General features: G+C 47.6%; 28 protein-coding genes. All 28 read right to left on the reverse strand.

Features of this window, described 5'->3' with window-relative positions; translation table 11 throughout:
• Positions 1-89: 89 nt before the first annotated feature.
• On the reverse strand, positions 90-1763 hold the full coding sequence (gene uvrC, locus TRQ7_RS03510; RefSeq protein ID WP_038066627.1) for an excinuclease ABC subunit UvrC: 1674 nt from the start codon (positions 1761-1763) through the stop codon (positions 90-92).
• Complete coding sequence (locus TRQ7_RS03515) at positions 1720-2442, reverse strand: pseudouridine synthase (RefSeq protein ID WP_015918917.1); 723 nt, start codon at positions 2440-2442, stop codon at positions 1720-1722. Before TRQ7_RS03515 ends, uvrC begins: the two co-directional genes overlap by 44 nt.
• The gene (mnmG, locus tag TRQ7_RS03520; RefSeq protein WP_041844047.1) at positions 2439-4319 is read right to left on the reverse strand and encodes a tRNA uridine-5-carboxymethylaminomethyl(34) synthesis enzyme MnmG; all 1881 of its coding nucleotides are present in this window, start codon (positions 4317-4319) and stop codon (positions 2439-2441) included. The genes TRQ7_RS03515 and mnmG overlap by 4 nt, the downstream gene beginning before the upstream one ends.
• Before the next feature lie 9 nt (positions 4320-4328).
• The gene (gene dnaN, locus TRQ7_RS03525) at positions 4329-5429 is read right to left on the reverse strand and encodes a DNA polymerase III subunit beta (RefSeq protein ID WP_041844048.1); all 1101 of its coding nucleotides are present in this window, start codon (positions 5427-5429) and stop codon (positions 4329-4331) included.
• A gap of 13 nt (positions 5430-5442) precedes the next feature.
• Positions 5443-6651 carry an inorganic phosphate transporter gene (locus TRQ7_RS03530; RefSeq protein ID WP_015918920.1) on the reverse strand — a complete coding sequence of 403 codons (1209 nt, stop codon included), beginning with the start codon at positions 6649-6651 and terminating at the stop codon, positions 5443-5445.
• Between the two features lie 13 nt (positions 6652-6664).
• Positions 6665-7336 (reverse strand): DUF47 family protein, encoded by a 672-nt coding sequence (locus TRQ7_RS03535; RefSeq protein ID WP_015918921.1) that lies wholly within the window; start codon positions 7334-7336, stop codon positions 6665-6667.
• A 4-nt stretch (positions 7337-7340) separates the two neighbouring features.
• Positions 7341-8246, reverse strand: a complete 906-nt coding sequence (locus tag TRQ7_RS03540; protein WP_038066631.1) for a D-alanine--D-alanine ligase — start codon at positions 8244-8246, stop codon at positions 7341-7343.
• Positions 8161-10059, reverse strand: a complete 1899-nt coding sequence (gene topA, locus TRQ7_RS03545) for a type I DNA topoisomerase (protein WP_041844049.1) — start codon at positions 10057-10059, stop codon at positions 8161-8163. The genes TRQ7_RS03540 and topA overlap by 86 nt, the downstream gene beginning before the upstream one ends.
• A complete protein-coding gene (locus tag TRQ7_RS03550; RefSeq protein ID WP_041437470.1) occupies positions 10052-11065 on the reverse strand; it encodes an HD domain-containing protein in 1014 nt (337 codons plus the stop codon). The genes topA and TRQ7_RS03550 overlap by 8 nt, the downstream gene beginning before the upstream one ends.
• A 1-nt stretch (position 11066) precedes the next feature.
• Positions 11067-11339, reverse strand: coding sequence for a hypothetical protein (locus tag TRQ7_RS03555; protein WP_236681735.1), 273 nt, complete (start codon positions 11337-11339; stop codon positions 11067-11069).
• A 126-nt stretch (positions 11340-11465) separates the two neighbouring features.
• Positions 11466-11678, reverse strand: coding sequence for a 50S ribosomal protein L28 (gene rpmB / locus TRQ7_RS03560; protein WP_038066635.1), 213 nt, complete (start codon positions 11676-11678; stop codon positions 11466-11468).
• A 50-nt stretch (positions 11679-11728) separates the two neighbouring features.
• Positions 11729-12178 (reverse strand): SsrA-binding protein SmpB, encoded by a 450-nt coding sequence (gene smpB, locus TRQ7_RS03565; RefSeq protein ID WP_174872576.1) that lies wholly within the window; start codon positions 12176-12178, stop codon positions 11729-11731.
• A 4-nt stretch (positions 12179-12182) separates the two neighbouring features.
• Positions 12183-12509: a YraN family protein gene (locus tag TRQ7_RS03570; protein ID WP_038066638.1), complete on the reverse strand. Its 327-nt coding sequence runs from the start codon at positions 12507-12509 to the stop codon at positions 12183-12185.
• On the reverse strand, positions 12506-12796 hold the full coding sequence (gene gatC, locus TRQ7_RS03575; RefSeq protein ID WP_038066640.1) for an Asp-tRNA(Asn)/Glu-tRNA(Gln) amidotransferase subunit GatC: 291 nt from the start codon (positions 12794-12796) through the stop codon (positions 12506-12508). Before gatC ends, TRQ7_RS03570 begins: the two co-directional genes overlap by 4 nt.
• On the reverse strand, positions 12759-13010 hold the full coding sequence (gene csrA / locus TRQ7_RS03580; RefSeq protein WP_015918930.1) for a carbon storage regulator CsrA: 252 nt from the start codon (positions 13008-13010) through the stop codon (positions 12759-12761). The genes gatC and csrA overlap by 38 nt, the downstream gene beginning before the upstream one ends.
• A 4-nt stretch (positions 13011-13014) precedes the next feature.
• Entirely contained in the window at positions 13015-14028 is a 1014-nt protein-coding gene (gene dprA / locus TRQ7_RS03585) for a DNA-processing protein DprA (RefSeq protein WP_015918931.1), read from the reverse strand.
• The gene (locus TRQ7_RS03590) at positions 14015-14308 is read right to left on the reverse strand and encodes an RnfABCDGE type electron transport complex subunit B (protein ID WP_038066643.1); all 294 of its coding nucleotides are present in this window, start codon (positions 14306-14308) and stop codon (positions 14015-14017) included. The genes dprA and TRQ7_RS03590 overlap by 14 nt, the downstream gene beginning before the upstream one ends.
• A 13-nt stretch (positions 14309-14321) precedes the next feature.
• Positions 14322-14897, reverse strand: a complete 576-nt coding sequence (gene rsxA / locus TRQ7_RS03595) for an electron transport complex subunit RsxA (RefSeq protein ID WP_015918933.1) — start codon at positions 14895-14897, stop codon at positions 14322-14324.
• On the reverse strand, positions 14894-15496 hold the full coding sequence (locus tag TRQ7_RS03600; RefSeq protein WP_015918934.1) for an electron transport complex subunit E: 603 nt from the start codon (positions 15494-15496) through the stop codon (positions 14894-14896). The genes rsxA and TRQ7_RS03600 overlap by 4 nt, the downstream gene beginning before the upstream one ends.
• A complete protein-coding gene (locus tag TRQ7_RS03605; protein ID WP_041844050.1) occupies positions 15493-16170 on the reverse strand; it encodes an RnfABCDGE type electron transport complex subunit G in 678 nt (225 codons plus the stop codon). Before TRQ7_RS03605 ends, TRQ7_RS03600 begins: the two co-directional genes overlap by 4 nt.
• Positions 16167-17123, reverse strand: coding sequence for an RnfABCDGE type electron transport complex subunit D (locus TRQ7_RS03610; RefSeq protein WP_015918936.1), 957 nt, complete (start codon positions 17121-17123; stop codon positions 16167-16169). The genes TRQ7_RS03605 and TRQ7_RS03610 overlap by 4 nt, the downstream gene beginning before the upstream one ends.
• Positions 17120-18427: an electron transport complex subunit RsxC gene (gene rsxC, locus TRQ7_RS03615; RefSeq protein WP_015918937.1), complete on the reverse strand. Its 1308-nt coding sequence runs from the start codon at positions 18425-18427 to the stop codon at positions 17120-17122. Before rsxC ends, TRQ7_RS03610 begins: the two co-directional genes overlap by 4 nt.
• Before the next feature lie 4 nt (positions 18428-18431).
• On the reverse strand, positions 18432-19283 hold the full coding sequence (locus tag TRQ7_RS03620; protein WP_015918938.1) for a radical SAM protein: 852 nt from the start codon (positions 19281-19283) through the stop codon (positions 18432-18434).
• Positions 19280-19543, reverse strand: a complete 264-nt coding sequence (locus TRQ7_RS03625) for a hypothetical protein (RefSeq protein WP_015918939.1) — start codon at positions 19541-19543, stop codon at positions 19280-19282. Before TRQ7_RS03625 ends, TRQ7_RS03620 begins: the two co-directional genes overlap by 4 nt.
• 5 nt (positions 19544-19548) lie before the next feature.
• Complete coding sequence (locus TRQ7_RS03630; protein WP_015918940.1) at positions 19549-20577, reverse strand: DUF4899 domain-containing protein; 1029 nt, start codon at positions 20575-20577, stop codon at positions 19549-19551.
• Between the two features lie 3 nt (positions 20578-20580).
• Entirely contained in the window at positions 20581-21852 is a 1272-nt protein-coding gene (locus TRQ7_RS03635) for a glucose-1-phosphate adenylyltransferase (RefSeq protein ID WP_015918941.1), read from the reverse strand.
• An 11-nt stretch (positions 21853-21863) separates the two neighbouring features.
• Complete coding sequence (gene glgD / locus TRQ7_RS03640; RefSeq protein WP_041844051.1) at positions 21864-22976, reverse strand: glucose-1-phosphate adenylyltransferase subunit GlgD; 1113 nt, start codon at positions 22974-22976, stop codon at positions 21864-21866.
• Positions 22977-23011: 35 nt separating this feature from the next.
• A complete protein-coding gene (locus TRQ7_RS03645; protein WP_015918943.1) occupies positions 23012-23548 on the reverse strand; it encodes a hypothetical protein in 537 nt (178 codons plus the stop codon).
• Positions 23549-23587: the final 39 nt, after the last annotated feature.

Here is a 23587-nt window from a genome sequence, read left to right on the forward strand (position 1 = left end):
AAGCATTTCGAAGATTTTGAATTCCAGAACCAGCATCAGAAGCGGATTTGGATATCACAAAGAAAAAAATTGGACTTTTTACTAAAAGTTTACAATCTCTCCAGAATTCTCCTTGCCACCTCAGCGCTTCCTATTACTCTTGCTATTTCTTCCACAGAAGCAGAGCGAATGCTCTCTATGGAACCAAAGTGCTCAAGAAGCTTCTTTTTTCTGATAGGACCCACTCCAGGAATCTCGTCCAGAACAGATCTGAGAGACTCTTTTTCCCTTCTTCTTCTGTGGTAGTTGACAGCGAATCTGTGAGTTTCGTCCCTCACCTGAATGAGAAGCCTCAAAACAGGATGATCCTGCGGGAGTACGATATCTTTGTCCTCAGTCACGATGATCTCCTCTTTCTTCGCAAGACCAACAACGGGACATGCTTTTCCCAGATCTTTCAACGCTTCCAGGGCAGCGTTTACCTGTCCCCTTCCACCGTCCACGAACAGAAGGTTCGGAAGAGGATGTTTGCTGTACCGTCTTCTTACAACTTCCCTTATAGCTTCGTAATCGTCGGGCCGTTCCAGATTCAATCTGTACCGTCTGTACTCGCTCTTTTTCGGGAGGCCATCCTCGAACACCACAAGGGAAGCAACGGTGTGTTTGCCCTGAAGATGAGAAACATCGATTCCCTCTATTCTATAGACGAATTCTTTCAGGTTCAACAGTTTCATCAACTCCTTCAGTGCTTCTTTTTTAAGCCCTCTCATACTCAGCTCGGTTTCGAGATTTTTCCTGGCCTTTTCCAGCAGATCCTTTTCCAGCTGAGATCGAGGTTTTCCAACATACTGGAAACCCAGTGAGGTGTAGTCCATTTCTTCCAGGTCGCTTTCCACTACGAGAGAATTTGGCACATCTCCCCTTCCAGACACGTAGTATTCTCTTATGAAGTCGTCCAGGTTTCCTCCTTCCATCTCAAAGGAGATCTTTCCTATCAGATAACCATCCCTTACCCTCAAAACCACGAACAATCCCTGAGCGTGAACTACAACGTCACAGTTGATCTTCTCTTCAAAAGCAACTCCCTGCGACTCCAGAACACTCGAAAGGTTCAAAAGCAGATCCCTGTACTTTGCAGCATTCTCAAAATCCAGCATCCTGCTGTGAAGTTCCATCTTCCTGCGCAGATAATCGAAAACGTCCCGCATGTTTCCAGAGAGGAAGTCTCTCAGTTTCTCTATCGCTTCTTCGTGCTGATCAACGTTACCAGCACACGGTCCAACACACCTTTTCAGATGGAAAAGAAAGCAGGGTCTTTTCACCCTGTTCAGATCGAACTTGCACGTTCTAAAACCCAGTATCCTTTGAAGCGTCTCAAGAAGATCTCGAACAAAACGGACCGTCGTGTAGGGGCCGAAGTAGGTACCATCCTTCAGCCTTCTCTTCACGATTTCCACATAGGGGATGTCATCATTCGATATCCGGATGTAAGGGTAAAACTCCGTGTCTTTCAGTCGAACGTTGTACTTTGGCCTGTATTTTCTTATGAGATTTGCCTCCAGAAGAAGCGCTTCCTTTTCGGTTGTTACCACGATCGTCTCCAGATCGTCCGCCTCTTCCACTATCCTTTCAACCTTCTCCGAGGAGGGATTGAGATAACTTTTCAGTCTGGAAGAGAGCCTCTTTGCCTTTCCTATGTATATGGGAGTCTCACCCTTTTTGAACAGGTAAACTCCCGGATCATCCGGTGCCAGTTCGATCTTCTTTCTGATCGTTTCCTTCAAAGACCTGCCTCACCTCCTCTTCGCTGAGGAACCTGTACTCACCCGGTTTCATCTCCTGGGGAAGTCTGAGTCCACCTATTCTGACTCTCTTCAAATGGATCGTTTTCAAACCAACCGCCGCCATCATTCTTTTCACCTGATGATACTTCCCCTCCGTTATGACGATCTTCACCGTATCATTCGAGATTTTCTCCACGTGTTTTGCTTTTGCAAAGAAACCATCCCTTAAACTCACACCTCTTCTCAGTTTTTCCAGTTTATCCTCCGTTATCTCTCCTTCCACTTTGACCACGTACTCTTTCTCGACCTTCCATCTCGGAGAGATCACCCTGTGGGCGAACTCACCATCGTTGGTCACCAGAAGAAGCCCCTCTGCATCCTTGTCGAGTCTTCCCACAGGGAATATACCCTTTATATCCGGTAAGAATTCCATGATAGTTTCCGAGTGAGGATCTCTGGTGCTTGTAACGTAGCCGGCAGGTTTGTAGAAGAGGATGTAAACTTTTTCGGGAAGATCGATCACCTTTCCATCGACTTTCACCACATCTTTATCCGAGAGTTTGTAAGCGGGATCGAGGACTGTTCTGTCGTTGACGGTTACCCTTCCGTGTTTTATTAACGCCCTTACTTCTTTCCTTGTTCCTATTCCCCTGTTTGAAAGATATCTATCCAGTCTCATTTTTTCCTTCCATCCAGGTAGATGATGAGGTTGGATATATCGGAAGGATTGATGCCCGGGATCCTCATGGCTTGTCCTATCGATCTTGGTCTGATCCTCTTCAATTTGTCCCTTGCCTCGGTGGAGAGGTTTGGAACAACGTCGTAGTCTATGTCTGCAGGTATCTCGTAACTTTCGTACTTTTCGAATATCGCCACCTCTTCAAACATCTTCTGGATGTATCCCTCGTACTTCACGTTGATCTCCACCTGTTCCGCAACCTCTGGATCGTCTATGGGATTCGGATCGAATCTCTTCAGCACCTCGTAACTCAACTCTGGTCGCTTCAAGAGCTGGTAGAGAGAGGTTGCTTCTTTCAGAGGAGTTGTGCCTTCGGCCATCAGAATGTCGTTGATTCTGTCTGAAGGTTTGATCACAACTTTTTTGAGCCTCTCTATTTCTTCCTTGACTCTTCTCTCCAGACTAAGCACCTTTTCGTAGAACCACTTTGGGATCAATCCAACACGATAACCGTGTTTTGCCAGTCTGAGGTGAGCGTTGTCGTGTCTTAAGAGAAGGCGATACTCTGCCCTTGAGGTGAGAAGTCGATAGGGCTCGTCGACACCCCTTGTCACCAGGTCATCTATGAGAACTCCGATGTAGGCTTCCGATCTTTTCAAAATCAGGGGAGGTTCCCCTCTCAACTTCAAGGCGGCGTTTATACCGGCTATTAAGCCCTGCCCGGCCGCTTCTTCGTAGCCGCTCGTTCCGTTCACCTGCCCTGCGAAGAACAGGTTCTCCACGATCTTTGACTCGAGTGTTGGATAGAGTTGTCTTGGATCTATGTAGTCGTACTCTATGGCGTAAGCAGGTCGTGTGATGATGGCGTTTTCCAGTCCCTTCACGCTCCTTATCATCTTTATCTGGGCTTCATACGGAAGACTCGTACTCAGACCGTTCAGGTAGTACTCTTCCGTGTCTCTGCCCTCTGGTTCAACGAAGACCTGATGGGATTCTTTGTCCCTGAATTTGATCACCTTGTCCTCTATCGATGGACAGTACCTTGGTCCAACACCCTCTATGAGTTTTACCGTTCCGTAGAGTGGCGAAAATTCCAGGTACTGCCTTATTATGTTATGGGTTTCGGGATTTGTTCTGGTCAGCCAGCAGGGATAATCTTTCGGAAGGACTTTTGGCTCGCTGAAGAAAGAAAATGCAAGGGGCTCATCTGACGTGTCCTGCCTCTCCATGACAGAAAAGTTTATGCTGCGCTTCAAGACCCGAGCGGGAGTGCCCGTTTTGAATCTTCCAACCTCAAAACCCAGTTCGATCAGACTCTGCGTGAGTTTTGCAGCCGGAAACTCCCCCATTCTACCTGCAGGAAAAACCGATCGACCTATGAATATCTTTCCCCTCAAGAACGTGCCGGTTGTGATGATAACGGCCTTCCCAAGATAGTCTATCCCGTAGTTGTCAACAACTCCGACGACTTTGCCTTTCTCCACAAGAAGCCTTTCAACGATTCCATGTCTCAAAACAATGTTCGGGTTGGTTTCGAGTTTTCTTTTCATGGTTCTGCTGTACGAGATCTTGTCTATCTGAGCCCTCAGAGCTCTTACAGCCGGTCCTTTGCTCACGTTCAGCATTCGTACGTTGATCATCGTCTCATCGGTGGTTTTGGCCATCTCGCCCCCGAGAGCGTCTATTTCACGAACAACAACACCCTTTGCGGGACCACCTATGGCTGGGTTGCAGGGAGCCCAGCCTACCGTGTCGGGATTCACAGTGAGCACCAGTACCCTGAAACCCATTCGAGCAGAAGCCAGAGCCGCTTCTATACCGGCATGACCGGCACCCACCACTATGATGTCATAGACTCTATCATCGTCTGACCTCAAATTCTCACCTCATGCCAATCTTATGGGCATGACAATGTAAATGTAGCCGGAGATATCGAGAGGATTTATCTGACAGGGACTGGTCGAGTCGACAAAGTTCATCTCCAGTTCTTCCGTTTCAATGCGCTTCAGGGCATCCACTATGAACTTCGGATTGAACGCTATGATGAGGTCTTCACCCTCTTTCTGAACCTCCAACTCATCGATGACTTCACCGTAGTCCGGACTCCTACTCACAAGTCTCATCGTGTTCTCTTCTATCTCAAACTTCACGGATTCGCTTCCCTTGCTGGCGATCACCATCACCCTTTTCAAAGACTCCTGAAGGGACTTCTTCGAAACAACTACCTTCGTTTTGAAGGTCTCGGGTATCACCCTTCTGTAATCGGGGAACTCCGCGTCCACCACTCTCATCACGGTTTCAACATCGTTCGTTGTGAGGGAAACCCTTCGTCCATCGTATCTCACAACCACCGTCGGTTCCGTTGTGTTGTTCAAAACGTTCTGGACTTCCTTCATGCTCTTCAGAGAAAGCAAAAAGTTCGTCTCCTCCTCGTTTTCTATTTGCTCCTCAGCCAGTGCCAATCTGAAACCGTCGCTTGCCACGAGCCTGAGAAAACCTTTGTGAAGCTCCCAGAACACACCGTTCAGGTTTCTCATGAACTCATCTGTCGCCGCCGCAAATATGACTTTCTCAACCATCTCCTCCAGAAGTGATGTGTCGATTTCGAAGGATATTCCAGATTCCGCCGGAGCAATGTCCGGAAATTCATCGGCCGGCATGGTTGTTATCCTGAAAACAGTACTTCCCGACGTGATCACCAGATTGTCTCCTTCGAGGGAAAGCTCGGTGGTCTCGTCTGGCAAAACCTTCACAAGTTTTTGAAGAACATCCCCTGGCACTACAAATCGAGCATCCCCAGAAATCTCGGCGCAGTTAACTGACGCCTTAACACCCGTTTCAAGATCTGTGGCACAGATGAAGAAGTTTCCGTTCTTCACCTCGAAGAGAAAGCCAGCAAGAACCGGTTTGACCGATTTCTTTGCGAGTGCCTTTGATGCTATTGTTACCTTGTCCTTCAGTTCCAGTGTGGTGGTCACGATCTTCATCTTTACACCCCCATTAGAATTTTAACACGAGTTTCAAAATAGAATACACACCCGCAGAGGTCGCAGCGACGGTGGGAACGATCAGAAACCAGGAAATAACTATGTTCTTGAGAACACCGACGTTCACAACCTCAAGCCCTCTGGCCAATCCAACACCGGTGACCGCTCCCACGACCACGTGCGTGGTGGAAACAGGAAGACCCAGTGAGGACGCAAGAAGAACCGTCGTTGCGGTTGAAAAGTCAACGGTGAATCCCCTTGAGTTCGTCAGGGTGGTTATCTTCTCACCCACCGTTTCCATGACCTTCTGCCCGAGGAAGAAAACCCCCATGGAGATACCGATTCCACCCAAAGCAAGTGCCAGAAAGGGAATTTCAACGGTTTTGGGGATAACACCCGTTGATGCAACCATCATGACTGCGGCTATTGGACCGGCAGCGTTTGCCACGTCGTTTGCACCGTGCGAAAAAGAAACATAGCAAGAGGTCAGAATCTGAGCACGTTTGAATACATTTTCTACCACATCGTACTCGTTCTTGCTGTTTCGGATCAATCTCTTGACGATCAAATGCAGTGAGATAAAAGTCACTACGGCGAGGACCAATCCCAAGATCAAGGATTCAGACAATGGTTGTTTCAGAGTTTTCCTCACAAAGAGGGATGCCATGGTGAAGATGGCCAGAGATATGAAAAAGGGAACGGCGAAAACAGAGGATCTTTTCGGGTTTTTTGTGTGAAATATGGTGAAAGAGATCAGTTTGAAAACGACAAAGGACAGTGCTCCACCCAGGAGAGGAGAAATGATCCAGGACAGGACTATGAAGAGAAACACCTTCCAGTTTATTCCATCGAAACCCGCTGCTACAATTCCAAATCCCAGCATGCCACCAACTATCGAGTGCGTCGTGGAAACGGGATAGCCCCAGTTTGTGGCGATCAGGATCCACAGAGAAGCCGCTATCAGCGCCGAAAGAGAACCGTACATGAGTTCGACCGGTTGTATCCTTTCGATCTCCACGATTCCCTTCACTATCGTCTGCGAAACATGAGATCCAAACATCACAGCCCCCAGAAACTCAAGGAACATGGCTATCAAAGCAGCTTGCCTTACGGTGATGGCTCTGGCACCCACAGCAGTCGCCATGGAGTTTGCAACATCGTTGGCTCCTATGGAGAACGCCATTATGAATCCGAGAACTCCAGCCACAACGAGTATTAACACGACACTCCCTCCTTTATTTCAAAATTGCAGAGTTTATCCTCTTTGTTATGTCCTTTCCCTGGTCCGCAATCTTCGAGACAAGACGTGCTATCTTGTTCAGAAAGATGAGATCGACCGGATTCATGGAATTCTTCAAAGAGTAGAGTTTCTTTCCAAGATCTCTGGAGATGGTGTCCACCTCTCTTTCCTCCATTGAGACGTCAAACACTTCCCTCCTTTCCTTCTCCTCTTCGATCGGGGAGAAATCCGTTTCTGCCAGAACCTTCAGTTGCTCAACAGCCTCCACCGTTTCTCTGATCGTGCTGAGAACACTGTCAACAAGTTCCAGGAAGCGGTCTTTTACTTCCTCTGGCACATCATCAACTCTGTTCATGTCGAGCATAATGACCACATCTCTCACGATGTCGAGTATTTCGTCCGATTTGTGCACTATGTAGAGGAAATCATCCTTTTCGAAGTAGGAGTATTTGATCTTCTGGTAAATTCTCTTCAGCTTCGCTTTCAACTGGTCAGCATCTCTCTCCAGATCGATGACACGGTTGAGGTGTCCTTCACCGAACTTCTTTTCAAAATAGTCCTGGATAGCATCCTTGAGCAGGACCACCGCTGTTTCTCCACGCCTAGCAAGACCAACGAGCAACTGGATCGGAGATTCTTCAGGTATCATCTTTTCTATGAACCTCATGGCCTCACTCTCCTTTCAAAAAGGCACTCTTTATGATTATATCTATCAACTCCTCAAATTCGATGCCAGCTGCCTTTGCACTCGCGGGAAGGTCGCTGAGTTCGGTGAGTCCCGGGACTGTGTTTATCTCGAGAAAGAAAAACTCTCCGTTGAAGAAGATTCCATCCACACGTCCAAAGCCCCTGCAGCCTGCTTCAGTGAATGCCCTGAGGGCAGTTTCTTTCACTCGCTGTTCTTCTTCTGGTTTCAGCGGGGCTGGCAGCAGAAATTCCGTTTCACCTTCTGTGTACTTCGCGATGTAATCATAGAACTTCCTTCTCTTTGGTCTCAGTTCCAGTATGGGTAAAACTTTGAAACCTTCTTCGGTCTCTATTATCGATACCGTCATTTCTCGCCCCGGGATGTATTCCTGAACGATCACACTGCCGTAGAGCGGTAGATCTTCTTTCAGCGCCCTCTGGAATTCCTCATCCGATTCACAGATGAAAACACCGATACTGGAACCTTCTCTTCGTGGCTTCACCACACAGGGATAACCAACAGGAGATGAATCGATGTGTTCCTTGACTTCGACGAAATTCGGTATCTTAACAAAATCCTTCAGGAATCTGTAGGCGAGAAGTTTGTCGAAGCAGAGCATGCTGGAGAACGCATCAGAACCCGTGTACCGAACCCCGAGGAAATCCAGTATGGACTGGAGTGAACCATCCTCTCCGAACGTTCCGTGAAGCACGTTGAACACCAGGTCGAACTCCTTCAACTTTGGAGCCTCTTCCAGGAAATTTCTGCCAACGTCGAAGACGACGTATTCGTACCTCAGAGCATCAAGAGCTTTTTTTACCCTTTCTCCGCTTCTCAGTGAGACTTCTCTTTCTCTTGACGTTCCCCCCATCAGAAGTGCTATCTTCATCGTTCTTCCTCCCGATGAACATCTTTCCGTTCTCTATGACGGCAACCTCATCGTTTCTTACACTTCTGCTTTTTCCACATTCACACTTCAGGTAAAACCCATACCTTCCAAAAGAAAGAACCATGTCCTTTCCACAGGAACATTTTTGATCCGTTGGGTAATTGATGATGATCCTGTCGTTCTCGTTGAAGACCTTTGAAAAGGTTCGATAGAAATCCTGTAAAACTACTTTGTCTGTTTTCTTTCCCTGTTCTACCTCGTCGAGTTCTTTCTCCATCTCGGCGGTGAAAGAAATATCCACGATGTCGGCGTACTTTTTCTCCAGGTAGTCCATGACAACACTTCCGATAACCGTGGGATAGAGGTATCCCCTGATTTTCTTCACGTATTTTCTGGAAAGAAGAAGTTTTATCGTAGATGCATACGTGCTGGGGCGTCCTATTCCGAGTCTTTCCATTTCCTTCACCAGAGTACCTTCAGTGTATCTGGGTTTTGGCTTTGTTTCCAGTTCCTTTATCTCCACTTCCACCGGTTTTACGATCTCACCCTCTTCGAAGGGAAAATCACCGACGTTCCTCTCCGTTTTCCATACTCTCTCGTAACCATCGAAGATCCTCTTCAGAATCGAACCTTTGAATCGGTATTTCCCGTCTTTCGATCTCAACACAAAGCGAGTCTCTTCGTACTCTGAGGGTTTCATTTGAGAAGCAAAGAACCTTTTCCATATCAGTTCATAAAGCTTTCTCTGATCTGGGTTCAAATACTTGCTGATCTTTTCGGGCGTCATGAAAACATCCGTAGGGCGTATGGCTTCATGAGCATCCTGTATCCTGGCAGTCCTGCTCTTTTTTCTTCTTCCAGTTCCGATGTATTCCTTTCCAAAATCTTTCTCTATCAGCTCACGAGCGGCCTCTTTAGCGTAGTCTGAAACTCGGGTGGAGTCCGTCCTCATGTAGGTGATGAAAGCGATGTGACCTTCTTTCGTCTCCACTCCTTCGTACAGCTGCTGGGCGAGTAACATGGTCTTTGCTACAGAAAAACCCAGTTTCGCGTAGGCTTCCTGTTGGAGTGAACTGGTCTTGAAGGGATCCGGTGGTGAGAACTTCTTTCTGGAGACGGTCTTTTCCTCCACAACCAGTTCCTCTATGGACTGCAGCTCTTTGAGTACATCCTCTTCCAGAAAGGTCTTTTCCTTCGTTATCATCTCGGCTTCCAGACCATGGAACTTAACGACAACGCGATGGTATTTCTTCGGTACAAATCTCAGTATTTCCCTTTCCCGGTCACACACGAGTTTCAAAGTGGCAGACTGTACTCTACCGGCGCTCAAGTTGGATTTGAAATTCTTCCACAACACAGGGCTCAGAGAGTAGCCAACGATTCTATCCAGAATCCTCCTTGCAAGCTGGGCATGAACCTTGTTCATATCTATTTTCCGGGGATTTTTGACCGCTTCCTTTATGACCCTGGGGGTGATCTCAGAGAAGATGATTCTGTTTCTCTTTCCAAGGGTGTTTGTGAGTCTGGCCACATGCCACGCGATGGCTTCACCTTCTCTGTCCATATCGGAAGCGATGAATATCTCTCCATCTTTCGAAATAGCCTTTATCTTTTCGACGATCTTTTCCTTTCCTTTTATCACGGTGAACTGGGGTTCGAAGTTGTTCTTCAAATCAACACCGAACTTACTCTTTGGAAGATCCACGATGTGTCCCATCGAAGCGAAAACCTCATACTCAGGTCCCAGAATTCCCTTTATCGTCTTCGCCTTCGCCGGAGATTCCACTATTATGTACTTCTTTTTTTTACTCATTCAGCTCCTCACCTCTTATGAATATCCTTCTTTTGAGGTTCTTGTCGTACTCCGTCCACACCTGATCCGAATCGGCGTTCTCTATGATTTCAAAGAACCTGGCAAGTTTTGAGTCAAGATTTTCCACATGGTGAACGATCAACGCCTCTATGGTCTTCGGTACAACGGGAGATCCCCACTCCAGTTCTCCATGATGAGAAAGGATGATGTGTTCCACTTCTAGCACCTTTTTCTCAGGAAGGCCAAGTTCTTTTGCCTTCTCCCTCACCATCATGGCACCTATCGATATGTGCCCCTTCAATTCTCCCTCCGTGGTCACATCGATTCCAGACTCCGTAACAACGTACTCTCTCACCTTCCCTACGTCGTGGAGAAGAGCCCCGGTTATGAGAAGATCACGATCCACCGGATAATACCTGCTGATTTCCCTGCATATTTCTGCAACCGTAAGGCTGTGTTCCAGAAGTCCTCCTATGTAGGCATGATGAACCCTCATCCCCGCAGGCGATTTGAAGAACTTTTCTGAGAACTCCTCATCTTCTACGAAAAATGCCCTCAACAGTCTTTTGTAATCTCGATCTTTGATCTGATCTATCAAAGAGAACAATTTTTTCTTCATAACCTCAAGATCTTTCTTCGATTGGGCCACGAACTTCGAGAAGTCGTATTCATCTTTCTTCAAAACCCTGATGGCGTTGTAGTCGTTTTCTACGTTTATCTGGATTCTGTTTTCAAAGAAAACGACCCTTCCCTTCACCTTGACGACACTTCCTTCTTTCAACCTCTGATCGTTCAACTCAGCGTTGTACCAGTCAACGGCCCTCACCGCCCCTGTTCGATCCTCCAGGGTCATTATCAGAAACTTCTTGTTGTCTTTAGTTTCTTGAAGCTTTTTGCTTCGAATTTTCAGAACGATTTCGACGTTGTCGTTGATGTGATCCTTGAGATCCTGAACGAAGAGTTCCTGACCAAGCAGATCCTTCGGCATCAGATCTCCCAGTTTCAATTCACTCACTTCCTTTCTCGACGATCAATTTCTTCAAAAAGTCGAAGTCCTCAACAGGATGAGGAAAAACAAAAGATGTCCCATCTTCAAAATAAAAAACTACAGATAGAGCTCTCTTCTCTACACTCTTCACCGAAGAGAGCCTGAAGACTTTTTTTCCCAATCTCAACGCGTCTGCTTCCTGATCGACGACGATTTCTCTTTTGAATATGGAAAGTACCCATACACCAAAGATTATATCCAGAATCAGGAAGAGATACCTCAGAAGAGCCAAGAGGGGTTTGTATAAAAGGAAAATTGTGAGATCAAAACTCACAACCCATAAGGCGAGCAAGGCAAACTTGTACCAGAAAGGTGTTCTGAATCTTATTGTCATGAACAACGCGGGCGAAACGCCCGCTCACACCTCCGAAACCTGACCTACGTATTTCTTCACCTTTCCGGCTTTCAAGCAAGAAGTGCAGACTCGCATTCTCTTGATGGTTCCATCCGGGAGCACGACTCGTACCTTTTGAAGATTCGGTCTGAACCATCTACCGGTCTTTTTGTTGGAATGACTCACGTTGTTTCCAGATCTGGGCGCCTTTCCGCACACTTCACACCTTTTTGCCATGATCACGACCTCCTGTGGATCTGTTTTTTCTCTTCATGAGTATACCACAGTTATCTGGAGTACTTCATGTACTCTCTTATTTTCCTTTCCATCTCCCTTCTCTTTATCGCCTCTCTCTTGTCGTACTTCTTTCTTCCCCGTGCAACGGCTATCTCTACCTTCGCTATTCCCCTATCGTTGAAGTATATCTTCAAGGGGACTATGGTGATTCCTTCCTCCTGCACTTTTCCCATGAGCCTTTTGAGTTCCCTCTTGTGAAGAAGAAGTTTCCTGGGTCTTTCTGGATCGTGGTTGTGTATTCCGCCATGACTGTACGGTGGTATGTGGAGGTTCAAAAGATACAGTTCTCCATCTTTGAACCGGCAGAAAGAGTCTTTGAAATTGACTGAACCGTTCCTGAGAGACTTCACTTCGGTTCCGGTGAGAACGATGCCCGCCTCGTACGTCTCAAGAATCTCGTAGTCCGTGTAGGCCTTTTTGTTGGTGGCCACGATCTTCACTCTCTCACCCCAGCCAGAGACCTTCAAAGTGGTCAATCCCTTTCGGTGTTACCCTCACAAAATCCACCCTCACAGGTCCTTTCAATCCTTTCTGAAGCATGTACAGTTTTGCCGCTTTCTCTATGTTTCGAACCTTCTTCATATCGATCCTTTCAAGGGGATCCACCTTTCCTCTCCCACTTTTGACCTCCACGAACACGGTTTCTTTTCCACAGCGCGCTATTATGTCTATTTCTCCGTACTTTGTTCGGTAGTTTCTTTCCAGAATCCTGTATCCTTTCTTTTTTAAAAAGTCACACGCGAGGTCTTCAGCCGCTCTCCAGTCCATCACCGATGAATCCCGGGAACCTTTATGTGACCGTCTTTTTCTTCGGGGAAGTTTTTCTTTATGAGATCTCTACCCTCGAAAAATCTGGGCCCACCTGTTCTGAGTTCAGCAACATCCTCGACCGGTGTGTACATCGGTTCCACACCTTCAACGTCCACTTCACTCAAAAGTTCCACATAATCGAGTATCTCCTGAAAATCCTTCATGAGGCTTTCTCTCTGTTCTTCAGAAAGTTCGAGTCTTGCCAGATTTTCAAGATGAAGGACCAGGTCTTTTGTAACCTTTATCATTCTTCCATACCTCCTTGAGATCGTCCTTTGATACGCTGGCTGCCTTTACGTTCTCATTTTTGAGTTCTTCGTAGAGTTCTTCCCTCAAAATTTTCACATGCTTTGGTGCCTCTATTCCGATTTTAACAGAATTTCCCTCGATTTTAAGAACAGTTATAACTATATCATCACCGATCACGATCCTTTCTCCGACCTTTCTTGTGAGAACCAGCATACTATCACCCCAGTGTTCTGTAGATACCCCCAGTGAATTCAACAAGGCCCATGAGTTCCAGTTCAGAGATCACCCTGAGAACCTCCGACACATCCCATTCCAGTTCCTCTACCAGATCATCCACAGATTTTGGAGAAACCTTCAGATATTCGTAAACCGTCCTCTGTGCCGGTTCGAGTGAAAGATCTTTTTTTGAGGCAATTCCAAAATAAAGTCTCAAGTCTTCTTCGTCCGTGAGGGGATACGCTCCAGACCTGACGAGATAGTTCGTTCCCTCACTCGTCTTCCTGTCTATATCACCGGGGACCGCAAACACATCCCTTCCGTTTTCCAGAGCAAACTTCGCCGTTATCAGAGCACCACTTTTTATGGGAGCCTCTGTGACGATGATCACCTTGGAAAGGCCCGCTATGATACGATTCCTCGCCGGAAAGTGATGTTTTCTAGGCTTTGTTCCCATCGGGTACTCACTCACAACACACCCGCTCTCCAATATCCTGTAAAACAAACCTTCGTTCGATCTTGGATAGATCACGTCCACCCCGGCTCCAAGAACCGCAACGGTTTTTCCACCGCTTTTCAGAGTTTCTCTGTGGGCAACAGAGTCTATCCCAAGAGCCATACCCGAAACAATCACAAAGCGCTCACACAAAAGCCTCACAAAACGCTTTGTTACACTGATTCCATAACCGGTCGGCCTTCTCGTTCCCACAACTCCTACACAGCTTTCTCTGAGAAGACTGTCATCCCCTCGAACGAAGAGAACAGCAGGTGGAAACTTGCTTCTTCTCAGAGACTCCGGATAGGAATCGTCCCAGAAAGAGATGAGTTTCACATCGTATTTCTCTATGAGGAATTTCTGTCTTTCAAACTCTTCTTCATCACACTTTTTTCGAAACCTCTGTGCTTTTTTTGGATCGGAGTTTTCCAGAAAGTCTTCCAGTTCAAGATGAGGTTTCAGTTCAGAAAATCTGAACCCTCCGTGGTGAACGAGTAGAGCTATCTCAAGAGGCGTCACTTTTGTGCTCCTCGAGTATTTTTTTTATCTTCTCTTCCACGCCCTGCGGTCTTCCTGGAAGACATCTGTTGGTTTCTGCCTGTCCTTTAACTATCGCCTTCGCGTAGGCTTCACAACCGGCAAACCCACAGGCACCGCAGTTTATACCGGGAAGAACCTCCACTATCATCTTCACACGTGGATCCTCTTCCACCCTGAACCTCTGTGCAGAATAGGCAAGAAAAACTCCGAATCCAAATCCCAGGATAGCGAGCAGAAGTGTAGAGTAAAGAACAACCAACTCCATCACCTCCTCACAGCTTCACCATGCCCTGGAAACCCATGAACGCCAGAGAAAGAAGACCGGCGGTGATCAGAGCGATAGCGGTTCCTTTGAAGGATTCTGGAAGATCGTACAGATCGAGTTTTTCCCTTATACCGGCAAAGATCACTAGCGCAAGGGCAAATCCCAGTCCAGAACCCAGGGCGTGAAAGACGGCCTCAACAAAGGTCAGTTTCATGAGACTGTTCAGAAGCACCATTCCAAGAATTGCACAGTTCGTTGTGATGAGAGGAAGAAATATTCCAAGGGCTTCGTACAGATCGGGACTCGACTTCTTCAGGAAGAGTTCAACGAATTGAACAAAGGAGGCAATGACCAGGATGAAGACGATCGTTCTCAGAAATTCCAGACCCGTGGCGATGAGGAGTCTGTCCAGAAACCAGCTGATTGCAGCAGAAACCGTCATGACGAAGGTAACGGCGATACCCATTCCCGTCGCCGTTTCCAGCCTCTTGGAAACCCCAAGGAAGGGACATATTCCCAGGAACCTGGCGAGAACGAAGTTGTTCACGAAAATGGCAGAGAAGAAGAGCAAGAACACCTTCATTTGGCTTCACCTCTCTTCTTCCTTCTCAGGCCGACATAAGAAAAGAGCGCTGAAAGGAGTCCAAGTGTTATGTAAGCGCCGGGGGGCAGTATTTCCAGGAAGATCTTGACCTTCCAGATCTCGTATCCGAATATCGTTCCGTTCCCAAAGAACTCTCTCACACTCCCGAGCAGAACAAGGGATCCTGTGAAACCAAGACCCATTCCCAGACCATCGAGGAAAGAGTCGAAAACTCCGTGTTTTGAAGCAAAAGCCTCTGCCCTTCCCATGATTATACAGTTGACGACGATGAGCGGGATGAAAAGCCCCAGCGTTTTCCACAGTTCGTAGGTGAAACCGTGCATGAGAAGATCTATCATGGTGACAAAGGACGCTATGACAACGATGAATATGGGAATTCTGATCTTTTCAGGAACGAGTTTTCTTATGAGAGAAATGACCACGTTCGACATGGTGAGAACCGCCGTGGTGGCAAGCCCCATTCCCAGACCGTTGATCGCACTCGTGGTGACAGCAAGAGTGGGACACATTCCAAGGACCTGAACATATGTCGGGTTTTCCTTTATGAAACCCTTTGTAAACTCCTTAAGACGGTTCATTTCAGCACCTCCTCGGTCAGATACCTGTACATGAGGTTCAGAGCCACCGTGACCGCCCTTGGAGTGATGGTCGCACCCGTCATGACATCGCTCACCTTCACGATTCCTTTTTGCTTCAGTTCCTCTGGAGACCCCTTCGGAAGACCGGCATCTTTGTCCACCTTCAGTCCATTCTTCAGACCCTCCGGTGGGATGGGAAAGAATCTTTTTTGAACTTCTTCTTCTCCAATCTTCGCTCCAAGACCTGGTGTTTCCTGAGAGTAGTCGATCACCCTCACGGAGTTGAGCATCAAGCCGCTTTCAGTTTCAAGAAAACAGGCCACAACGGTTACGTTCCCTCCGAAACCCGGTGCATAGCCTGACAGAACGTACGCCTTTTTTCCACCGTTTGTTCTGAACTCATAAACCGGTCCAAGAACGGTACCTTCTCTGTACTCTTTCAAAACGATCGTTTCTATTCCAGTTTTCTTCACCACTTCTTCGATCGTTTTTTCGTTCACCAGATATTCACCACTGATGGGATCTTTCAGAACAAATTTGATGGCGCTCAGTTTTGCAGCATTGTCTGCCTCCTGAATCTTTCCTTTGACCCCCACGTATACAAATCCTAGGAAGAGGCCAGAGATGGCCGTAAAGATCATGAGAATCAGCCCTGTTTTGATGATGTCCTTCATTCTTTCACCTCACCGAAAATACGGGGTCTGGTGTATCTGTCTATCAGAGGAACCAGCGCGTTCATGAAGAGAATGGAGAACGAAACACCCTCAGGATACGCCCCAAAGAGTCTTATAGCCATGGTGAGAACACCACATCCCACACCGAAGATCAACTGACCCTTTGCGGTGATCGGGCTCGTCACCATGTCGGTGGCCATGAAAAGGGCACCGAGCATGAGGCCACCGCTGAGAATATGGAAGAGAGGATCCCCAAATCTCGGATTCACCAGATAGGCTATTGAAGAGAACAGAAAAACAGTTCCTATGTAAGAAATGGGGATGAAGATCTTAACTCTCTTTCTCAAAAGAAGATAGAGAAATCCTACAAGGAGAAGAAGAGCGCTCGTTTCACCAAGAGATCCCCCAACGTTCCCTATGAACAGATCCCAGTAGGAAGTGATCACACCATGTTCTTTGAAGAGGGCAAGTGGGGTGGCTGCCGTCATCACGTCCGCCGGGGACTTCCAGAACCCTGCGCCGGGTACAACCCACGTGGTCATGTAGGTGGGAAAGGAGATGAGAAGAAAAGCCCTTCCAACGAGCGCTGGATTGAACACGTTCTGTCCAAGACCTCCAAACGCGTGCTTACCCAATCCCAGTGCGAAAACAAGTCCCACCAGAAAGGCCCAGAAGGGAAGTCTTGTACTCACGTTCATCGCAAGAAGCAATCCGGTCACGGCTCCACTCCCGTCAGGGACAAATTCCTTTATACCCCTCAGGTACCTCATGACGAATATGTCGAAGAGTTCCCCAAGCAACGCCCCTGAAACGCAAAGAAACAACGCGTACCACCCGAAAAAATAGGCCGCTCCGACAACGGCAGGTGAGAGGGCGATGAGAACGTCTATCATGACCTTTCTCACATCGTCGTTTTCCCGAAGATGGGGTGCATAGGCGCTCGCCAACTTCATTTTCTACCCCTCCTTGTGGCCCGATAGACAGTTTTGGCAAGTTTTATGTATCTCACATGCTCTATCTTGGACGGACAGGTGTACGTGCATGATCCGCACTCTATACAGTCCATGAGGCCGTTTTCCACTGCCTCGTCGTATTTTCTCTTCGTGGAAAGAAGATAAAGCAGATAGGGCTGAAGGTTCATCGGACACACCTGAACACACTCACTACATCTTATACAGGGTTTCTGAGACTGGGGTTTCCTTGGGAGAAAGGCTGTTATTCCGGAGGTTCCTTTCATAACGGGAGTATCGAGACTTGTGATAGAGATGCCCATCATTGGACCACCCAGAATGACCCGTTCTGTCCTTTCATCGATTCCACCGCAGTACTCGAGGACGTCCTTCACGGGTGTTCCAATTCTGACGATGAGATTTTTCGGATCTCTGACCGCATCACCGCTGACCGTCATGCCTCTTTCCACAAGGGGTTTTCCATCAACGACCGCTTCTTTCACCGCAACGCAGGTTCCAACGTTCTGAACGACCACCCCAACGTCCATGGGAAGACCGCCCCTTGGGACCTTCCTTCTCGTGATAGCGTATATGAGCTGCTTTTCTGCCCCCTGAGGGTACTTTGTCTTGAGAAGCGCCACATCAACAGGATATCCCTTGAAGACCTTTTTCAAGTGATTGTAAGCATCCATTTTGTTGTTTTCCACTCCGACTACTGCTTTTTGAACTCCCAGCACCTTCATCATGATCAAAATTCCCTGGAGTATGTCTTCTGCCCTCTCCAGCATCATTCTGTGATCTATTGTGAGGACGGGTTCACACTCTGCACCGTTGATGATCAGGGTGTCTATCTTCTTCTCAGGAGGCGGTGAGAGTTTCACGTGGGTGGGAAACATGGCTCCACCGAGTCCAACTACCCCTGCCTTTTTGATGACATCCAGTATCTCCTCTTTCGACATGCGTTCGAAATCACCTGTTTCTAGCCTCACCCATTCGTCATCGGAGGTCCTTTCAATCACGACAGCTTCAACGGGTTTTCCAGCGACTGGATGAAGAATCTTTTTTATCTCGATCACTTTTCCTGTCACAGGAGAATGGAGGTAGGCCGAGATGAAACCATCTGGCTCTCCTATGATCTGTCCCGTTTTCACCTCATCGCCGGGTGAAACCAGTGCTTTGGAGGGACTTCCCGCATGGTTCAGTAGAAAAACGTAGACCTTCTGAGGAAGTGGCATCTTCTCGATTGGTTTTTCCTTCGTCCAATCTTTCAACTGTGGAGGATGTACCCCTCCTTTGAAAGTGAGCACGCTTTCACCTCCAGTGCACGTTGTAAACCGGTCCCTTCGGGCTTTCGTTGTAATAAGGGCGTGTACAATGTGGACAGCCTCTGGTTCTGAATGCCTCCTCTGGAAACTCACCGGACCATCTGACGTCAATTATTCTACCATTTTGATCAAAAATGATATCCTTCAGTGTTATCAGATCCTTCTCCAAAAGATATGTCGAAAGCTGAATCCTTCTGTAACGCTCCAGGGAGGGCCTTTCTTTCTTCTCCAGAGCGGTACCCTTTATGGGTGTGAAGGCGAAAAGAGAGAACGTGATTTTTCTCTCCTTTGTCCAGAGGAAAAATTCGATGATATCTCTATCGCTCTCTCCCAGTCCCACTATGACGTGCGTTGTGATCTTCCCCGGAAACATCTCCGAGGCTTTCTCAAGGATGGAAAGGTGTCTTTCGTAGTTTCCACCCCTGATTTTCTCGAAGAGATCTTTTCTCGGAACGTCCACGGCGATTCCCACTCTATCGGTTCCCAGTTCGAAGTACTCTGCCACCTCTTCTAAACTGACTGGCCTTACACTCAGGGAGACAGGTATCGTGAACCTTGGAACGATGGAACGAAGTGCCTTTCTGTAACCTGGCTGGGAAACGACCTGAACACACACCCTTTTGAAATGAACGTTCAGTTTGTCGAGAAGATCACCGGAGATCTCTTTCCAGACAACCCGGGAGAGGAAATGTGAGGGGGAAGTAGAGGACCTTGCCTGGGAACAGTAAAGACAATTGTACACACACCTCTCACCGAGCATGAGATAAGCAGTGTCCATGCTGAAGGCGGTTTTCCCTTCCAACTTCTGAAGTGTTCCTGCTGAGGCCCTCAGTATCATTGCTCCACCTCGAACCTGTACACTCTCCCAGATTTTTTCAGATATATGAAACCGTCCCTCACAGACACTTCGAAGCCGTTGTACGCTCCGGGAACAGTCTGACCTGCTTCGATCCTCATTAGAACACCCTTTGCTGTTCTTTTTGCGATCTCCCGTTCTCTGTACAACACGAACCTTTTTCTGGCCTGAACTGAAACACTACAAACCATCAAAAAGGCCATCGTCACAATGAGCAAAGCGAAGAGAGTTTCGAGAATCAACGAACCTAACTGAACAGAAGATAAGACAGAATCAGAAGTATCCCCATCACGAGCAAAGCCAGAACAAAAGCCAGGAAGAAATCCGAACTCGTCACCGCCTGTACAGGTTGTGCGTACTTTCTTGAAGGCGGTTTTTTCTCCTCCTTTGATGCTTTTTCCCCCTCCAGTATCTCTCCGATTTTTTCCATCCATTCTTCATCGGAAGTCTTCACCCTGTTTTCACCGTACTTTATCTTCAAGTTTGGCGATACTATGGCCTTTCCGTAGATGCCCTCGTCGAATTCTACCTTTAGAAGGTAAAAGTTGCCACTTTTCGTTTTTATGAGTTCTTTCGATATCAACTTTCCTGGAAGACTTGCCACATTCTCTGTTCCAAACCTCTCTTTGAGAAAATTCTTGAATTTTTCGGAAACACCACCATTCCCGTAGTTGAGGATCACAAAATCCACCACGTCTTCAACGTCTATCTCCTTTATGGTGACACCGTTCAGGGGGTCGAGAACGGGAAAGATCTCAGGGAGGTTTTTGAGGTCTTCCCTTTGTAAGACACTGAACACCGCCTCCGTAGAGAGCTCTTCAAAGTGTTGCTTCACCGCTTCAAGAGACACGTCTTCGAAATTCAATGGGGTGGCGACAACTTCCACATCGACCTTTTCAGACCACTCTCTCAGGATATCGGAGATGAACACCCTCAAGGCTTCGTGGTCGCCATTTTCGGTGAGCCTGAACAGCTCGCTTCCAATGAGGCGCAGGTTCTGCCTTCTGGACTGTATCAACCAGAAGTCGAAGAACTCGTCCGTTAGAGTAGGGCTCTCCGCAACTTCCACCAGTGCTTTTTCCTTTTTTATTCTGAAATCTTCGAGAAAATCCTCGAAGCTTCCGTTGAGGTCGACAGAGTACTTCCTTGCGTATCGGCCAGGGACAACGAAGAAGTCGTACTCAGGAACCTGGTTTAGCTTTCCGAGAAAATAACCCTGGACGACTTCGGATGTCAGCTTCGAGATCGCCCTGAACTTCACAAAATAGAGATCCACCCATCATTCCTCCCTGGGTAGAACAAAATCCCCTGACTCCAGTTTTTTTGTTTTGAAATCCTCGGGTTTCACACCAACGCCTATTACACAGTTTTTCCCAATTACCACGTCGTCCGGTATCGTTGAATTCATTCCCACCACCGTCAAAAGTCCCGTGTAGATCTTGGGGTCAAGTTTGCTCTTGGCGTCCTCACCCACTCCCATTTTCACGTTGTTTCCTATCTTAACGTTCTCTGCCACTATCACGTTTTCCAGATAACAATTTTCTCCTATCTCTGTCCTCGTCATTATCACCGAGTTTTTCACGACGGTACCCTTCCCGATCCTCACTCCCTGAAAGATCACAGAATTGGTGACTTCTCCGTACACCTCTGCACCCTCGCTGATAAGGGAAGTGGAAGTTCTTGCCTCTGGTGCCACGTACGCTGGAGGCATCTCTTCAGAGTGAGTGAAGAATCTCCAGTTTGGATCGTAAAGGTTGAAGGGAGGAACGGGAAGTACGAGTTCCAGGTTTGCTTCCCAGTAAGATCTGATGGTCCCCACATCCCTCCAGTATCCATCGAACCTGAACGCATAGAGGGACCCTTTGTTTTCCCTCAAAATCTTCGGTATCACATCTTTTCCGAAATCGTGCGAACTGTTCGGATCGTTTTCGTCCTCTATGAGGACCCTTTTCAGGAATTCGTAGTTGAACACATAGATTCCAAGGGAAGCAAGATTTGAGCGAGGCTTTGGTGGTTTTTCCTCGAAGTCCACGATTCTCCCTTCGACGTCCGTTATCATGATACCGAATCTGCTCGCTTCCTCCAGCGGCACCTCCATACAGGCTATCGTACCGTCTGCTCCTTTCAACAGATGATAGTCTATCAGGTCGTTGTAGTTCATGGCGTAGACGTGATCACCGGATAGAACCAGAACGAGCTCTGCATCGTTTTCTTCCAGAAACTCCAGGTTCTGATACACCGCGTTCGCCGTTCCCTTGTACCAGTCAGATTCGTTTCTTCCAACGTAAGGTGGCAGGATTTCCACTCCTCCATCCTTTCTGTCCAGATCCCAGGGTCTACCTATTCCTATGTGTTTTGCCAGAACGTGTGGTCTGTACTGCGTGAGTACTCCAACTCTGTATATACCAGAGTTCACGCAGTTGCTCAGTGTGAAATCTATTAGGCGGTATTTCCCACCAAACGGTACAGCGGGTTTTGCTATCCTTTCAGTGAGAACACCGAGCCTCGTTCCCTGCCCACCTGCCAGGATCATTGCAACTACGTTTCCCATGATATCTCACCTCACAGAACAGCCCTTTTCTCGAAAACGGGAAGATCACCACTGCCTTCCACGACCCGTCCTTCCCGTACGATACAGTTCTTATCGATTATCACGTTCCTCAGAACCGCACCTTCCTCCACGACCGTGTTTTCCATGATTATCGAGTTCTCCACGACGGCACCAACCTTTATCCTGACGTTTCTGAACACAACAGAATTTCTCACAGTACCAGCGATCACGCTTCCATCGGCTATCAGAGAGTTCTCCACAACGGCGGTCGAAGTGAACTTTGGAGGTGGAAGATCCTTCAGCTTCGTGTACACCTTGCCGTTCTTGTAGAACAGTTCATCACGGACTTCCTTTTTCAAGATGTCCATGTTTATTCTGTAGTACTCTCGTATTCCTTTCTTCACGTTCCTCCAGTATCCATCGAACCTGTAAGCGTACACCTTCAATTTGTCCAGATTTGGGATCACCACATCGAGTAGAAGATCGTACTTTCCCTGTGGAACGGTTGCGTAAAGAAGTTCTTTGAGAAGCTCCTTGTTGAGAAAATAAACTCCGAGAAACGCAATGTTCCCCTTCGGTTTTGCGGGTTTTTCTTCTATCTCCACAACCCTCATGTCCTGGTCAAGTTGTACGATTCCATACTCGCTCAGATTGTATGTCTCATCTAGTTCTTTTACAAGCAGTGTGATGTCCGCTCCTTTTTTGAGATGGTAGTTGAACATATCCTTGTAGATCATCTTGTAGATGTGATCGCCCGATCCTATGAGAACATGATCTTCTTCTCCTCGCCTCAAGATGGTCATGTTCTGAAAGATGGCATCCGCCGTTCCCCTGTACCACACTTCTCTGTTCGGTCCAACGTAGGGTTGGAGGATGAAGAGACCACCGCTTTTCCTATCGAGGTCCCACTCCTTCCCGGCCCCCAGATGATCCATGAGGCTTCTTGGGTTGTACTGGGTCAGGATACCGACTTTTCTGATACCGGAGTTCACCATGTTACTCAGCGTGAAATCTATCGCCCTGTACTTCCCGAAAACAGGAACGGCAGCACTTGCTCTGACCTTCGTCAGAGGCCACAACCTGTCGCTCTTTCCACCAGCGAGGATCAAACCGAGCACTCTCATCTTCTTCACCTCTCTTCTTCCTCATCGAAATTCTATCACCCCCAGCTTCCCTCAACGAAACCGTTGGAGAGTTTTTTCAAAAGGTTGAGGATAGAATTGGTAACGGGATCGGGATACTCTCTGATGACGAGGAAAACCCTCTCTCCGACACTCCTCATGGCGGACAGAAAACCCGCCACCCTGAAGACATGACCTACCGCCTCTGGAAACACCAGGACATCTGCTCTTTCCACTTCTTCAACTGTTCGTTCCGGTACGTCGAGCATCTCTTCGAAACTCACGCCGTAGCGTTTGGAGAAAAGATCCAGCATCGCACAGGAAAGGGAAAAAAGCACCTTGGGGTGTTCTGGAAAATGCTCTTCGAGTTTCTCAAAAAGACCGAATATCTGCGCGGATTTTGCTTCTTTCAGAAATCCTTCGTACTCTTCCAGCACGGCAACCACTATCTTGTAGTTCTCTCCCAGACTTCTTTCTGGAACGATTGAAGAGACTCCTTTGAATTTTCCCTCCATCAGTTCCAGTCTGATGATTTCCCTGTCCTGCCATTTCTCCAGATGATAGGTTACTATCATAATCTCACCTCCCTGGAAAAGTTTTAAATAAGGTGTTAG

The organism is Thermotoga sp. RQ7 (genome assembly GCF_000832145.1).
Taxonomy (GTDB): domain Bacteria; phylum Thermotogota; class Thermotogae; order Thermotogales; family Thermotogaceae; genus Thermotoga; species Thermotoga neapolitana.

Coding starts and splice junctions, on each gene's coding strand:
- TRQ7_RS03535 (WP_015918921.1), bottom strand. CDS start 7,336: ATGAGGTTCATAGAAAAGATGATACCTGAAGAATCTCCGATCCAGTTG.
- rpmB (WP_038066635.1), bottom strand. CDS start 11,678: ATGGCAAAAAGGTGTGAAGTGTGCGGAAAGGCGCCCAGATCTGGAAAC.
- glgD (WP_041844051.1), bottom strand. CDS start 22,976: ATGAGAGTGCTCGGTTTGATCCTCGCTGGTGGAAAGAGCGACAGGTTG.
- TRQ7_RS03540 (WP_038066631.1), bottom strand. CDS start 8,246: ATGAAGATAGCACTTCTGATGGGGGGAACGTCAAGAGAAAGAGAAGTC.
- rsxA (WP_015918933.1), bottom strand. CDS start 14,897: ATGAAGGTGTTCTTGCTCTTCTTCTCTGCCATTTTCGTGAACAACTTC.
- csrA (WP_015918930.1), bottom strand. CDS start 13,010: ATGCTGGTTCTCACAAGAAAGGTCGGAGAAAGGATCGTGATCGGTGAT.
- TRQ7_RS03610 (WP_015918936.1), bottom strand. CDS start 17,123: ATGAAGTTGGCGAGCGCCTATGCACCCCATCTTCGGGAAAACGACGAT.
- TRQ7_RS03635 (WP_015918941.1), bottom strand. CDS start 21,852: ATGGGAAACGTAGTTGCAATGATCCTGGCAGGTGGGCAGGGAACGAGG.
- gatC (WP_038066640.1), bottom strand. CDS start 12,796: ATGATAAAGGTTACAAAAGACCTGGTCCTTCATCTTGAAAATCTGGCA.
- TRQ7_RS03515 (WP_015918917.1), bottom strand. CDS start 2,442: ATGAGACTGGATAGATATCTTTCAAACAGGGGAATAGGAACAAGGAAA.
- topA (WP_041844049.1), bottom strand. CDS start 10,059: ATGAGTAAAAAAAAGAAGTACATAATAGTGGAATCTCCGGCGAAGGCG.
- TRQ7_RS03600 (WP_015918934.1), bottom strand. CDS start 15,496: ATGAACCGTCTTAAGGAGTTTACAAAGGGTTTCATAAAGGAAAACCCG.
- TRQ7_RS03620 (WP_015918938.1), bottom strand. CDS start 19,283: ATGATACTGAGGGCCTCAGCAGGAACACTTCAGAAGTTGGAAGGGAAA.
- dnaN (WP_041844048.1), bottom strand. CDS start 5,429: ATGAAGATCGTGACCACCACACTGGAACTGAAGGACAAGGTAACAATA.
- TRQ7_RS03605 (WP_041844050.1), bottom strand. CDS start 16,170: ATGAAGGACATCATCAAAACAGGGCTGATTCTCATGATCTTTACGGCC.
- TRQ7_RS03645 (WP_015918943.1), bottom strand. CDS start 23,548: ATGATAGTAACCTATCATCTGGAGAAATGGCAGGACAGGGAAATCATC.